This window comes from Terribacillus sp. FSL K6-0262, from assembly GCF_037977385.1.
In the GTDB taxonomy this organism is placed as follows: domain Bacteria; phylum Bacillota; class Bacilli; order Bacillales; family Amphibacillaceae; genus Terribacillus.
In genome coordinates, this window is the sequence record NZ_CP150277.1 from 280,186 (window position 1) to 294,985 (window position 14,800).

General features: G+C 48.9%; 12 protein-coding genes and 1 riboswitch. All 12 genes read right to left on the reverse strand.

Features of this window, described 5'->3' with window-relative positions:
• Positions 1–13 precede the first annotated feature (13 nt).
• The 12 genes from spoIIGA to murF all read right to left on the reverse strand — a co-directional run bounded on the left by spoIIGA (position 14) and on the right by murF (position 14,798).
• Positions 14–934: a sigma-E processing peptidase SpoIIGA gene (gene spoIIGA / locus MHI54_RS01390; protein ID WP_340082155.1), complete on the reverse strand. Its 921-nt coding sequence runs from the start codon at positions 932–934 to the stop codon at positions 14–16.
• Between the two features lie 175 nt (positions 935–1,109).
• Positions 1,110–2,270: a cell division protein FtsZ gene (ftsZ, locus tag MHI54_RS01395; protein ID WP_340082157.1), complete on the reverse strand. Its 1,161-nt coding sequence runs from the start codon at positions 2,268–2,270 to the stop codon at positions 1,110–1,112.
• Positions 2,271–2,325: 55 nt separating this feature from the next.
• A complete protein-coding gene (ftsA, locus tag MHI54_RS01400; RefSeq protein WP_340082158.1) occupies positions 2,326–3,609 on the reverse strand; it encodes a cell division protein FtsA in 1,284 nt (427 codons plus the stop codon).
• A 243-nt stretch (positions 3,610–3,852) separates the two neighbouring features.
• Positions 3,853–4,641 carry a cell division protein FtsQ/DivIB gene (locus MHI54_RS01405; RefSeq protein WP_095214622.1) on the reverse strand — a complete coding sequence of 263 codons (789 nt, stop codon included), beginning with the start codon at positions 4,639–4,641 and terminating at the stop codon, positions 3,853–3,855.
• 433 nt (positions 4,642–5,074) lie between these two features.
• Positions 5,075–6,262: an acyl-CoA dehydrogenase family protein gene (locus MHI54_RS01410; protein ID WP_095214621.1), complete on the reverse strand. Its 1,188-nt coding sequence runs from the start codon at positions 6,260–6,262 to the stop codon at positions 5,075–5,077.
• A gap of 4 nt (positions 6,263–6,266) precedes the next feature.
• Positions 6,267–7,658, reverse strand: coding sequence for an LLM class flavin-dependent oxidoreductase (locus MHI54_RS01415; protein ID WP_095214620.1), 1,392 nt, complete (start codon positions 7,656–7,658; stop codon positions 6,267–6,269).
• An 18-nt stretch (positions 7,659–7,676) separates the two neighbouring features.
• Complete coding sequence (locus MHI54_RS01420; protein ID WP_233134795.1) at positions 7,677–8,951, reverse strand: MFS transporter; 1,275 nt, start codon at positions 8,949–8,951, stop codon at positions 7,677–7,679.
• 12 nt (positions 8,952–8,963) lie between these two features.
• The gene (gene ssuE / locus MHI54_RS01425) at positions 8,964–9,515 is read right to left on the reverse strand and encodes an NADPH-dependent FMN reductase (protein WP_095214619.1); all 552 of its coding nucleotides are present in this window, start codon (positions 9,513–9,515) and stop codon (positions 8,964–8,966) included.
• A gap of 91 nt (positions 9,516–9,606) precedes the next feature.
• A riboswitch (SAM riboswitch) is annotated at positions 9,607–9,713 on the reverse strand.
• Positions 9,714–9,858: 145 nt separating this feature from the next.
• Complete coding sequence (spoVE, locus tag MHI54_RS01430) at positions 9,859–10,962, reverse strand: stage V sporulation protein E (RefSeq protein ID WP_340082161.1); 1,104 nt, start codon at positions 10,960–10,962, stop codon at positions 9,859–9,861.
• Between the two features lie 71 nt (positions 10,963–11,033).
• On the reverse strand, positions 11,034–12,386 hold the full coding sequence (murD, locus tag MHI54_RS01435) for a UDP-N-acetylmuramoyl-L-alanine--D-glutamate ligase (RefSeq protein ID WP_095214617.1): 1,353 nt from the start codon (positions 12,384–12,386) through the stop codon (positions 11,034–11,036).
• Positions 12,386–13,366 carry a phospho-N-acetylmuramoyl-pentapeptide-transferase gene (mraY, locus tag MHI54_RS01440; RefSeq protein WP_340082162.1) on the reverse strand — a complete coding sequence of 327 codons (981 nt, stop codon included), beginning with the start codon at positions 13,364–13,366 and terminating at the stop codon, positions 12,386–12,388. Before mraY ends, murD begins: the two co-directional genes overlap by 1 nt.
• Positions 13,367–13,445: 79 nt before the next feature.
• Positions 13,446–14,798 (reverse strand): UDP-N-acetylmuramoyl-tripeptide--D-alanyl-D-alanine ligase, encoded by a 1,353-nt coding sequence (gene murF / locus MHI54_RS01445; protein WP_095214615.1) that lies wholly within the window; start codon positions 14,796–14,798, stop codon positions 13,446–13,448.
• Positions 14,799–14,800: the final 2 nt, after the last annotated feature.

The following is a 14,800-nucleotide window of genomic DNA, read 5'->3' on the forward strand; positions in this document are numbered from 1 at the left end:
ATCTCCCTTCTTCTTAGCCCGCTTGCGTGCTGGCATCATGTACAAGTGACGGATGGAGCAGACAGTGATACCGATGATCGGTTGTCAGATTGCCGAATTGAATGCCGATCCAGACCCGATCTGTTTCGATTATCTTTTGATCCAACTCAATCAGAATGCTGTCCGGCTTTAAGACAAGCATAAGTGCTCCTTCCCCATTGACACCCTGATACGGAACGACAGAAAATTCATATGCCCAGTTCTTCGGCAGCAAATCCAAGTCCAGCTGCTTGTTCGCCTCCTCCAGCAGCCGCCATTCTTCTTCATCGAACCAATTTTGCAAAAAGAGGCGATCACAGATTATGACTGGCCGCTTCGTCAGCGGATCCGATAAGTGATTCCCGCTATCGATGAAGCCCTCTGTCTTATGTGGAATGCCATTGATGCTCACTTGGACGGCATGCAGCTGATCATAACGGAATTGTTCAAAACGCTGCTTGTCCATCCTGCTCTTGGTAAAATACAATGCGATCGGAAACATGATGGCTACGAACAGCCAGCTGACGTGATCACCATATCCTGTGCTTACCGTCAAAAAGGAGGCAGGGGTAAATGCAGCTTGGGTCTGCAGCATATAATGGATGGCGAACAGGCTGCCTCCCGCTGCAAAGGTGATGAAATAAAAAAGCAGCAGCAGTTTTAAGAAACGGGTGACAGAACGGAATCCAAAAGCAGCCCAAATGATCACCATGGAAAAAAGCAGCTTTCCTGCCGGGTGGACCAGATAGCTTTCTGGAAAATAGACAGTTACTGGAACGATGAGCGAGGCAATGAAGGCGCCAGTGAATATACGGAGCTTGTGTACTTGAAGCCTTGCAATAGCCTGTGTGGATAATAGCAGCAGCCAGTCCAAAAACAGATTGAGTGTCCAGACCGCATCCAGATAGATTGTCACGTCAGCTCTTCCTTTCTCCTTTGATAGATGAAGCTAGTATAACGGAGAGCCGATTCAAATACTGTCAGTTTATGCATGATATGCCGCACTATTTTTATGTATTTTCCGTCTAATTTGTCTAACATTTTTCTGCATAAAAAAAAGGATAGCATCATAGGATGCTATCCTTTTAGAATCATCTTCTGCGGTTGCGGTTGCGAAGGAATGTCGGGATATCCAATGTATCCTCTTCCTGCTTGCGCGGCTGCGGAGACGGTGCTTCGCGGCGCGGCTCTTCCCGTTCTCTCCTTCTTTCCGTCGGAGCGGGCTGCTGCGTGCTTTGTGTCTCTTTTTGTACCGGGCGGGCTTTCGGACGGGGTGCGTTCATCGCTTGCTGGATCTGCGCCTCATCGAAACCTGTCGCAATGACCGTCACGACGATCTCGTCTTTCAGATCTTCATTGATGACGGAACCGAAGATCACGTTCACTTCCTGATCGGCTGCGCTTGTTACGATATCGGCAGCTTCCTGTACTTCATACAGGCTCAAGTTCGCTCCGCCGGAGATATTCATCAGGACACCATGCGCCCCATCGATCGACGTTTCAAGCAATGGAGAGCTGATGGCTTTCTTTGCAGCTTCCGTCGCCCGATTCTCACCCGTGGCGATACCAATGCCCATGAGCGCCGATCCTTTGTCAGCCATGATTGTCTTCACGTCAGCGAAGTCGACGTTGATCAGACCAGGAACCGCAATCAATTCGGAAATACCTTGTACACCTTGACGGAGGACATTGTCCGCTTCGCGGAATGCTTCAAGCATCGGTGTATTTTTATCGACGATTTCAAGCAAACGGTCATTCGGGATGACGATCAGTGTATCAACACTGCCTTTCAGGGCATCTGTACCTGCCAGAGCCTGTGTCTGACGCTTCCGTCCCTCGAAGGAGAATGGACGGGTCACGATTCCGACTGTCAATGCACCGAGCTCCTTGGCCACTTGTGCGATGACCGGGGCAGCACCGGTACCAGTACCGCCTCCCATACCAGCTGTAACAAATACCATGTCAGCGCCTTGCAATGCTTCCTGGATTTGCTCTTTGCTTTCCTCAGCAGCTTTACGGCCCACTTCCGGATTGGCTCCTGCACCAAGACCGCGTGTCAATTTTGCGCCAATTTGCATCTTGACATCTGCTTTTGATAGATTCAATGCTTGCGAATCAGTGTTCACCGCAATGAATTCGACGCCTTGGACGCCATGTTCGATCATCCGGTTGACGGCGTTGCTTCCGCCGCCGCCGACGCCGATGACTTTTATCGTAGCTAATGTTTCCATATTTGTGTCAAACTCTAACATCTTAACGTCCTCCTATTTACAAACCGTCTCCCTTTCCCGAGTTGACGTGTCTGTCTTAATCGAAAAAGTACTTGAACAGGTTGGCGATACCTGATTCTTTCTTTTTTTCTTCGCCTTTTTTCTTTTCTGATTTAGCAGGTTTAGCCGGTCTTCTTTCCGGTTCCTCGAAGTCTCCTTCTGTCACGGCAGAGAAGATTTCCTTACCTTGTATTCTCGCATTCCGATAGGCAAATTGCAAGATTCCAACGGCACTTGTGAACTGCGGTTCCCTCACTCCCAGATAATCCGGGATCGCAAGCCTCACATTCGCTTGAAAACAATCCTGCGCAAGCTCCAGCATGCCAGGCATCATGGATGTTCCTCCAGTGAGGACATATCCGCCCGGCAATTCGGGGAAGCCCATCCGCTTGATTTCACTGTCTGCATATGCATAGATTTCCTCTACACGGGCTTCTGCAATATCAGCGACATCAAGCTGGGAAAAAGTCTGTTTCTTATTGCTGCCAATGATGGAAGCTTCGAATGTCTCTTCCTCCCTGGCGTCATCATAGAAGGCATGTCCATATCCAATTTTGATTTCTTCCGCTTCTTCTGATGAAGTCTTCAAACCGATCGAGATATCCTTGCTGATGTTGTCACCGCCAAGCGGAACGACACTTGTCGCCATCAGCTGGCCATTGCCGAACACAGACACGGTCGTATTGCCCCCGCCGATGTCGATCAAGCCCACTCCAAGGTTCTTTTCATCCTCCGAAAGGGCTACAGCCCCTGCAGCCAAAGGCTGCAGACATATATCCATCACTTCTAAGTTGGCTCTCTCGACGCATTTCAATAGATTATGTAAGACTGTGCGGGAACAAGTAATGATGGTCCCTTCCATTTCCAGCCGCACACCGATCATACCGCGCGGGTCATTGATGCCGTCCAAGCCATCCACGATGAACTGCTTCGGAATGACATCGACGATTTCCCTCTCCGGCGGAATGGATACGACCTGAGCCGCATCAATTACACGCGCGACATCCTCATCGTCTATTTCCCTTGTTTCACTGGAAACAGCAACCACACCGTGACAGGATTGCAGCTGGATTTGATTCCCATTCACCCCGACGACTACACGCTCGATTTGCATGCCTACCATCCGCTCGGCCTGCTCCACTGCATTCCGGATTGATTGGACGGTCTGATCGATATCAACGATGGCGCCTTTTTTCAAACCTTTTGATTTTGCCGTACCGACACCGATTATATTAAGGGAATCAGGAAAGACTTCCCCGATAATCACTTTAATTTTTGATGTTCCTACATCTAAGCTGACTAAAATTTCACTGTTGTTCACGTAAGGCACCTCCTAATCCTAGAGACATGTCGCCCAGCATTGATTTTTTTCACGTTTTCATTGAAATGTAACTATTTGTATGCAGACACTAGACACGCATCATTATAACAAATATCACGGTGAAAATTGCCGAAAAAGCGACATTCTAACAGAAATTAGCCAAATATACACTTATTTGATTCGACTATACCGCATATAGCTTGTTTATTCTACATAAATTGACAAAATGCTATGATTTTCTGCTTATTGTCCCTCTTCTGTCTCTTTATCTTTGTCTTTGTCTTTTTTCCCGGAAGGCTCGAAATAAGTGCCCACTCCCATATGGAGCACTCCATCCACCTCTGGGTCAAGCTGTGCTGCGATGCTTGGATAAGCCTCCATGTTGGTGGCAAATGTACGAATCGTGCCTTGGACTTCCCTTCCGTCATTCATGAATAGCTGGATGACATATGGATTGTCCTCGGTAGGCTTGTAGTAAATCTCAGAAATGAGCCTGGTGATCGAATCTGGCAGCTGATCAAGCTCCTCTGCCATCTCATCCAGATATTCATCATCCGAAAAACCATAAAGAATCGGGGCATCGGATTTTGGCTGGTCCCACTTTTTCTCCGAAATGCTTCCATTCGTGAGCAGTGCGCGATAGCTGCCGTCCAGCTGGAGATAGCCCACTCTCCCAAGCTCTGTCACATTAATCGTGACAGTTGCGGGAAAGCCTCGGCTGATCGACACTTTCTCGACTTCCTCATTCTTCTGTATCCGCTTGATCACCTTATCCTTATCGATCCGCCACATATTATCCGACGTCGTCAACCCGCTGCTTTGAATGATAGTATCATCCGGAAGGAAATCATTCCCTTCCACTTCCAAACGATGGATATTGCTGAGTGGTGATTGCAAGTAGACAATGATGGAGATAAGTACGAAGAAGATAGACAAGTAGAATATCAGCCTTCTATTCGCCTTCTTTTTCCTCGCTTGCTTTAATTTTGGAATGCGGTCCTCAATGGAAACAATTTTCTTTTTTTCGCTCATTTCCTCTTCTTCCTATGCTGTACAGTCAAAAACTGCTTGTATTGTAATTATAAAATTATAACACATTCGTATAATGGAAGGAGTCTGTAACCAACAAATTATCTGGAATTCAGTGTCTGAGAAGGTCTCTTTACCTAATTATATAAGAAGTCGCCAATCTCCTTCTTCAATAGCCAAGAAATAAAACTTCCATCCATCTTCTATCGTTTGATTCTATTTCCATTATTTTTCCTCTGCTGCCTTCTCCCCTATTCTATCATGACATTCGTTTCCGCGTGCCCTCTTTTGTCGGTCTGGCTTCGCTTTTTCAAGGTGGTAAAAATACCCAGATTCCATCTGATGCCCTTCCTTTCCCGAATCGCTGTTGCTATGTAAAGGTTAATGGGTCCTTGCAGCAATGCATGGACCCATATGCAGAAAAAGAAACCTCTCCTCAGGAGGTTTCTTCCCACAAATCATCCGATGATCCTACGATCTGCTTTGCCAGAATATCACGGGCCAAATTGTTGGAAGGACCCATAACAATACCCGCTCTGGCATCACGGTAAAACCTTTCCAGCTTACCAATTTTATAGCCATAGCCGCCGGTTATGTCCATGGCAGCCTGCGCAATCACATTCACTGTTTCCGAAGCATGGATCTTAAAGGATAGCAAATCTTGCCGGGTGGATGGGCACAGCTCTTTCGATCCGCTGGTCAGCTGCTGATCGATGTCCGTGCGGAGTTTATGCAACCACGCAGCAAGCCCTTTATATTGAATGGCAGCTTTGGCGAGCAGACCACGGATAACCTGGTAGTCGGCCAGACTTTTGTCCACATCACGATGGTGATTCCGTTTGGCATATGCTGTGACCTCTTCGACTATTCCGCCAGCCAATCCTGTCCAGACAGAGCCGAGGCCGAGCAAATAAGCGACACTCCCTTCTACAATGGACCTGCCAGCTCCCTCGCCCCCGAGCAAATTTTCCTCAGGCACTTGCACGCTGTCCAATGTCAGCGAGGAACTATGGTTTCCTCTCACTCCGAGGGCATCCCAGCTCCCGAAGCTGAGACCAGGATTAGTTCCTTCAATGATGAAATAACTCAAATCATCGGCAGCGCAAGCACCAGGGGACCCGGTTTGAACAATATAGAAATCAGCAAAGCCGCTGCTTGTCGTAAAGGATTTTTCCAAATGGAGCTCATAACCGCCCGGTGTCCGCTTTGCTTGGCTTGTGTTTATCCAGTACCTGCCTCCTGAAGACCTTTCGCTTGTTGAAGTGGTGCCAAACCAGCCATCTTGTACAGGTTTCAGCCACTTCTCGTGCTGCTCCTCCGTGCCGAAACGGTAAATGGCATCGGCCGCCTCTACGTGCATGGTGTAGACAAGACCCGTGGATGGGCAATGAGCGGCAATTTTCTCGGCCACAATCGAAAATGCTTCATAGCCTGCACCAAGCCCGCCCAGATCCTCCGGAAGCAAAATTCCATTCAGCCCTTTTGCTGCAAGCGCCTGTATATTCCCCTTCGGAAAAATTTTCTCCCTGTCCATCCGGTCCGCCGAAGGGGCGATGGTTTGTTCCACTACTTCATCAATGAGAGACTGAATGACCTTTAGTTTTGTTTCATATATTTTTTCCATGACGTTACACCATTTGCTTTCCTTGTTCCTGAACTGCTCTCCCGGCCAGACGTGCCGGATGATGTCCCGGCAGTCTGCTGCTTCCGCTTAAATTCTCACGCAGCGTAGTACCTTCATAGTTCTTTCTGATTCTTCCCCGCTCCTGGAGGATCGGCACTACATGATCAGCTAAATCTTTAAATGTTCCGGGTGTCACTGCATAGGCTATATTGAAACCATCCACGCCGGTCTGTTCCACCCAATCCTCCATCGCATCTGCAACTTGTTCAGGTGTTCCGGCCACCACCGGCCCCATCCCCCCGACACCAACGAATTCGGCCACTTCCCGTACAGTCCATTTTTTATCCGGTTCTATTTTCGTGAATATCTCCACTGCCGAGTGGATCGCTTCATTCTCGACAAAACGAAGCTCTTCGTCCGGGTCATATTCGGAAAAATCGATGCCGGTCCAGCCCCCGAGCAATACCAGACCTCCTTCATAGCTTGCATGCCTCCGATAATCGGCCAGTTTCTCCCGGGCTGCTTCCTCTGTCTCCCCTACAATCGGAGTGAAGAGACTCATCACTTTAATTTCCTCCCGATCACGGCCTTGACGTTCCGTCTCCTCGCGAAGTTTATCTACATAGCTCTTTGTCACGGTGACAGTAGGCGTACTGATAAAGACACACTCCGCATGCTTGGCGGCAAATACCCGTCCCTTTGACGATGATCCTGCCTGGAAAAGCACAGGTGTCCGCTGCGGGGAAGGCTCGGAAAGATGCGCCCCAGGAACTGTGAAATACGTGCCTTTATGGTGGATATCGTGTACCTTTTCGGGATCGGTGTATACTTTGCGTTCCGTATCGCGGACGACCGCTCCGTCTTCCCAGCTGCCTTCCCAAAGTTTATAGCACACTTCCACGTATTCCTCAGCAATGTCATAGCGCTCATCATGTTTGATTTGAGTATGCAGACCTAGATTTTTGGCTGCACTCTCCAGATAGGAGGTGACAATATTCCAGCCCACTCTCCCCTTGGTCAAATGATCCAAGGTGGATACCCGGCGTGCAAAGCTGTACGGATGCTCATATGTGACCGAGGCTGTGATGCCAAAGCCTAAATGCTTTGTGACTTGAGCCATCGCCGGAACCACGAGCAGCGGGTCATTGACAGGCACTTGCGCAGCCTGGCGCACTGCCCCATCACGCGAATCCTGGTAGACATCGTATGTCCCCAATACATCCGCCAAAAATAATGCATCGAACTGACCGCGCTCCAATATCTGCGCAAGTTCCGTCCAATAATCCAAATCCTTGTAGCGATGCGCCTGATCCTCAGGGTGTGTCCAGAGCCCGGGTGATTGGTGTCCGACGCAATTCATATCAAATGCATTCAAATAGATCCGTTTATTTGTCATTTGGTGATCCTCCTTTGATTATCTGACAGCAAGCTCATCCATCGCATGTATTTGAGCTTTCGCAGCTGGGGCCAAAAATGGCGTCAATAGAAAACTAAGTGCATAAAGAATGGCAAATCCCCATACAACGCCGATGATGCCCAGGTAATTGTTCAGTATCCCGACAAGCACGGGCCCCAGGAACTGACTGGCTCCTGCGCCCAAATTGAGTACGGATATCGCCGCACCGCGATTGGCAGGAGCAAGTGTCGGCAGGATGGCAGACAGTGGGACAAAGGCTGCAATCGCCGCACCGAATAGGATGGCGTTCAATAAAAGCAGCGGGATGTTTGCTCCGAAGGCCGCCGGAATGTAGTAGTAAAGCAGCGAGCAGACAGCAGCTCCGACACAGCCGAACCAGCGGACCACCTTCACCCAGCCGATCCGGTCGCCAAGCATGCCGAACAGAACCCCTGCTGCCATATTGCTGACAGACTGTACAGCCCACAGCTGCAGCCATTGACTCGTTGATATATCCAAGAAACTGGTGAAGAATCCAGGCATGACAACGACAAATCCGTACCATCCAGCTGTATTGATTGTCCGGAGCAGACCGCCGGCAGCAACCCGCGGGCTTTCCCATAGGATCGTGATCCCCTTCAGCGCTTCGGCCCATTTATTTTCTTTAAGCTGATCCTGGATCCTAAACCCTTCCCGATCTTTATCATCCACCAAGGCAATTCCCAGAATCCCCCCCAGGATGATCCAGATAAGCGAGCTCCACAGCGTGGCCATTTCCCCGATGAAAGGAAGGAGGACACTTGGATAATAGGAGCCAAGAAACCCTATTCCGCCCGCGAACATAAAGAAAAACCAGCCCATTGCCGTTGCCAGCTTTTGCTTCTCGGTACGGTAGGCAATCCACACGATGAAAGCAAAGGCAAACAGCGGATAGCCGAAACCGCGGAGGCCGTACATGAGCACCATCATCGAAAAGCTTTCTAAATAAAGACCGAGATACAGAAAACCGATTTCGAAAACCACCCATGTGAACAGCCCGATCAGCATCGTCTTGCGCGGTCCGATGACCTCCCCAAGCACACCGGCAAGCCAGGAAGCGAAAGTAAGCACAATCCCATAAGCGCTGAACATGATCGCTGACTGATTGGCAGTGAAGCCGATATCGACCACATACTTAGACAAAAATGCTTGCTCGATACCATCACCGGTCATGAATAATAAAATGGCAAGCAAACCGCCAATGACTTGAACAGGCATCCCAAACAGTGTTCTCTTAGCTAATGGTGCGCTCATCATTCTCCTCCCTCACTTTACAGCCGCAGCAGCATGAGTGCGGCGGATCGCCTCAGCCAGCTGATTCGTCTGTGTTCTGAGCCTTTCACCGGTTTCTTCATCTGCAATCGGATTCTCCGGGTTCTCCTTGTTGATGTGATGATCGCATAGATACACACCCTGCAATGCTTCACCCTTAAGATTGGCGATAAGCGGCTTTAATGCATAATCTATCGCGAGCAGATGTGCCGGGCTGCCGCCTGTCATGATCGGAAGCACTGGCTTATTCCTGAATGCGTCCTGCGGGAATAAATCAAGTAGAGCCTTCAATATGCCTGTATAGGCTGCTTTGTAAACAGGGGAGGCAATAATCAATCCTTTCGCGTTTCTGACTGCCTGGCTTGCCGCCGAGATTGCCGGACTGTCGAATTTCGCATACAGAAGATCCTCCGGCTCAAAATCGGTAACACAAATCTCGCTTACGGAATAACCTTGCTCTTTTGCCTGCTTGCCGGCATACTTTGCTGCCAGCTGCGACCGCGAATGTTTGGATGGACTTCCTGAGAGAATAATAATGTCAGTCAATTTGTCATTTCTCCTTTTTCCGTGGTAGAGTGACTAAACGAAAAAAAGCTCCCTTTTCCGAAGAAAAGAGAGCGTGATATAATCGCCCGCACTCTTATCTTCCAAGAATTTAATCTTGCTGGATTTAGCACCTTTCTGACATCGTCAGAGGTTGCTGAAGCTTCATCGGGCCAGTCCCTCGGCTTCTCTTGATAAGAACTGTATGAAATTGTCTTCAATGATACGTGCACCGCTCAAAAAAGTCAATGCTAATTGTGCGAAAATTTCCAATATAGTACTTTTGTCATTTCGTTTGTTCTGTTCATATCCCTTCCATCCTGATCCGTGTTGCCCATACTGACTTTTAGAGTCTGCTATACCTGCTGACATTCAATAGAATGCCGACGGAACTCAAGGTAAGTGTCAGCGACGATCCCCCATAGCTCAAAAACGGAAGCGTAATGCCAGTAACCGGTATCAAACCAATGACCACACTGATATTGATCATGCATTGAATGGCTATCATCCCGGTGATGCCCAATGCCAGCAAGCTGCTGAAACCATCCGGGGCCCGGAGTGCAACTTGGATGCCGCGCCATAAAAACAGCAGGAAAAGCAGCATGACGCCAGCACCGCCTATGAAGCCTAGCTCCTCTGCTAAAATAGCAAAGATGAAATCCGTTTGCGGCTCCGGCAGATAGAAAAATTTCTGCAGGCTATTCCCTAGCCCAAGCCCCATCAAGCCTCCTGGACCGATTGCATATAGGGACTGGATGATCTGAAATCCTTCACCCAAAGGATCTTGCCATGGATCGAGGAATGCGGTGATGCGCTGGATGCGATACGGCGCTGACAAAATCAGCGCAGCAAATGCAGCCAAGCCCAATATGCCCAGTCCGACAAAGTGAGTGATCCTCGCTCCGCTGACCAGAATCATCACCATGCATGTAAGCACAAGGACAACGCCAGTTCCAAGATCCGGCTGGAGCATGATCATTCCGAATGCCGTAAAGACGAGCAGGAGTGATGGCAGGAACCCTTCCTTCAGGGAAGTTATATATTTCTGTTTAGCCGACAGATAGACGGCCAAATAGATGATCAAACCCAGCTTGGTGAATTCCGAAGGCTGGATGCTGAAGGCCCCTACACCGATCCAGCTCCGCGCACCGCCCCGAACCATTCCGATACCGGGAATGAGGACGGCGATAAGTAAAATGAAGCAAATCAGCAGGAGTATCTTGGCATATTTCCGCCAATTTTCATAATGCACCCTGGATATGATGAGCATCGCTCCCAGCCCCACCCCGGCAAACAGCAGCTGCCGTTTCGCAAAAAAGAAGCCATCGCCGAATTTATACTCCGCCCATATCGCAGAAGCACTGTATACCATGATGATGCCGATTGTCAGCAAGCCCCCTATGGATGAGAGCAATAGCCAGTCCGTCTTCGGAAGATTAGATTTACGCAAAGAAAAACCCCATTTCCTTGGATTGGAATTGGGGGTCCGCATGCAGCGAAGCGGCTGAGCAGGACAAGCCCCTACTCTAATGTATGCACCGCTTCAACAAACATGTCTCCTCTTTCTTCGAATGTCCGGTACTGATCCCAGCTTGCACAAGCCGGCGACAGCAGGATGACATCGCCGCTTTCCGAAATGCGATAGGCGATGGAAGCTGCCTCTTTGACATCCTTGGCGTGTTCGATAAGTTCGATGCCAGCCATATAGGCAGTCTCCCGCAGTTTTTCAGCCGTTTCACCGAACACGATCAACGCCTTGACATGTTCCATGAAAGGAACGAGTGTTTCAAATGTATTACCGCGATCCAAGCCGCCTGCAAGCAGGATGGTAGGCTGGTCGAAAGAAGATAATGCCTTGGATGTTGCCAGGATATTGGTGGCCTTGGAATCATTATAGAATGCCCGGCCATTGATATGTTTGATATACTGCAGACGATGTTCGACGCCTGAGAATGTCTTCAATACTTGCTGGATGCCTTCATTGGTCGCCCCTGCCAGCTTGGCAGCGGCAACAGCAGCGAGGATGTTTTCCAGCTGATGGCCGCCGACAAGGAGAATGTCCTTGATTGCTGCCACTGGCTCTTCCTTGAAGTATACATGCGTATCATCATACCACGCACCGTCTTCCAGCTTTCGTGCACCGGAAAAAGGAACCAGCGTCGCTTTTGCCTCTTTGACGATTTCACGCAGACGTTCATCCTCCGCGTTATAAACAAGATAATCGCTCTTATCCTGATTGCGGAAGATGTTCGCTTTTGCCTGCACATAGTTCTCGAGGGAATGGTGATAATCCAAATGTGCCTCAAAGATGTTCAGCATCACGCTGATATGGGGACGGAACTGATCGATGCCTTGAAGCTGGAACGATGAAAGCTCCAAAACAAGCCGGTCGTCCTCAGTTGTCCTATTGGCCACTTCAGAAGCAGCTGTTCCTATATTACCGGCGACGTAGGTGCTTACCTGACTTTCCTTGAGCATCTCATAAGCAAGCGTTGTCGTAGTCGTTTTCCCATTGGAACCGGTAATGCCGATCAATGTGCCCTTATGGAGCAGCCCGGCCAGCTCCACTTCCGTCAGCACAGGAATATTCCTCTCCATGGCTGTCTGTACGATCACATTTTCATAGCGGATGCCTGGATTTTTGATTAAAACATCAATACCATCCAGAAGCTCCACTTCCTGCGGACCAAGCTTCACTTGGGCACCTTTTTGTTCCAGTATTCGGACCAGCTCTTCCTGGTTGGATGCATTCAAATCACTTACACGGACATCGCGCCCATGGGCAAGCAATGTAGTGGCAGCTGCAAAGCCGCTTTTGGCCAATCCAAGTACAAGGACGTGCTGATATGGGAAGTTTGTTTCGAAATCACGCATCATAATCCCACCTTCATGTAAACACCGATGACAGCAAATAATAGTCCGACAGCCCAGAATGTCGTGACGACACGCCATTCAGACCATCCGGACAACTCATAATGGTGGTGAAGCGGACTCATCTTGAATACCCGTTTCCCAGTCGTCTTGAATGAAATGACCTGGATCATGACGGAAAGTGTCTCGATAACGAAAACACCGCCGATGACAATCAGCAAAATTTCCATTTTAGTAAGGATGGCTACCGCTGCAATCGCTCCGCCGAGACCCAAGGATCCTGTATCCCCCATGAATACCTTCGCCGGGTGTGCGTTGAATACAAGGAATCCGAGCAATGCACCGACTACAGCCAACGCAAATATTGTGATCTGTGTCTGCTGGACGTCGTAGTATGCCACGACAGCAAAAGCCCCAAAGGCGATTGCTGCAGTACCTGCAAGCAAGCCATCCAGACCATCTGTCAGATTGACGGCATTGGAAGCGCCGACCAGCATGACAAGGATCAAGAAGAAATAGCCCCAGCCAAGGTCCCACTGAATCGATGTCCCCGGAATTTGTATGTACGTACCGAAATCATTGTATCGAAGCAGTGCATAAAAAATAATCGCAATGATGATCTGACCGATCATCTTTTGTTTGGATGTCAATCCAAGGTTCCGTTTCATAGCTACTTTGATGAAATCATCCAGGAAACCGAGTAAGCCATATCCGATCAAAACGAATAGAAGCAGCCACGTTTCCAGGCTCATTTGAATATTTCCAACTGCATGCATGATCCAGGTGGATACGACAATGCTGATCATGATCATCACGCCGCCCATCGTCGGTGTACCCGACTTCTTCATATGGGATTGTGGTCCTTCCTCACGAATACTCTGACCGAATTTCAACCTGCGTAGAAATGGTATGATTATTGGAGAAATAAGGACGGTGACGATGAATGCTACCGCAATTGTCACAAGTAATAGTGCCACGTTCATTGATGTTTTCCTCCTTTAAAAAAGCACCCGTCCAGTTAAATGCCGGCGCCAGTGGCGCCATTATTCTGATTACCAGCTATTAATTCTCTTCCATAACAGCGATTGTGTCAAGTATGGATTCCATCTTCATGCCTCTTGATGCTTTCAGCAGCACAATCGTATCTTCCTGCAGCAGCGGCACCAATGCCTCTGCCAAGGATTGCTTATCATGGAAGTGGACTGCAGTGATTTGTTCACCTTTCAATGCATCCGCTATCTCAGCTGCGTCCTCACCGACGGTAAATACATGGGAAGTATCCGTCGTTATCGCATTGGCAATTTCCCGATGATAGCGTTTTGATTCTGCCCCTATTTCATAAATATCCCCAAGTACAAGGATACGTTTTGCATACGGCATCTCCTGCACTGTCCGTATTGCTGCCTTCATCGAAGTCGGGGAAGCGTTATAAGCATCATTGATGATCTTGCTTCCATTCAGTCCAGCAAGCAGTTCCATTCGCATTCCCGTCATGGATGGGGCATTCAATGCGTGCTGAATAAGATCCCGGCTCAGTCCCAGCTGTCTGCCCAGCACAATCGCATAGCCTGCATTCCGTACATTATGCGTCCCAAGCAAGGAAAATGTATATTTTTCACCGTTCACTGAAAAAACAGTCGCTGCATCACGTGTCTGTTCGATGTGCAGATGCTGCTTATTATGCTCTTCGAAACCACAAGTGACTGTCGTCTTTTTACCATGATGATAGGATAAAAGAGGCTCGTCACCATCGATGATCAACATGCCATCCTCAGCCAGGCCGGCAGTTATCTCGCTCTTTGCCTTGGCAATGCCTTCCCTGGAACCAAGGAATTCAATATGTGATTCACCGATATTCGTTATGATTGCGTAATCCGGCTGCGCAATGCGGGATAATAATTCAATTTCACCGAAATTGCTCATCCCCATTTCCAATACCAGCACCTCACAGGAAGGCTGCATGGATAAAATTGTGAGCGGCAAACCGATATGATTATTCAAATTCCCCTTGGTCGCGAGAACTTCGTATTTTTCTTTCAAGACACTCGTCACCAAATCTTTGGTAGTCGTTTTACCATTGGAACCAGTGATGCCGACAACGATGGGGTCGACTGCTTCCCGATGCGCTTTTGCCAGTTCCTGAAGGGCTTCCAGCGTATCATCGACAAGAAACAGGACAATCGCAGCAGCTGCTTCCGGAACCGGGACTGATTTGTCCCAAAGGGAAGCGACTGCCCCTTGCGCTATTGCCTGTTCGATGAAAGCATGCGCATCGAATCTTTCTCCCCTGATCGGGACGAATAAACTGCCCGGCGCTTCCTTTCTGCTGTCGGTATTTACTTGTGCAATCTCAAAATCCTGCTGCTTCGTTGCATCTGGGAAAAGATCATATAAGAAATCACTTGTAAATAGCATGG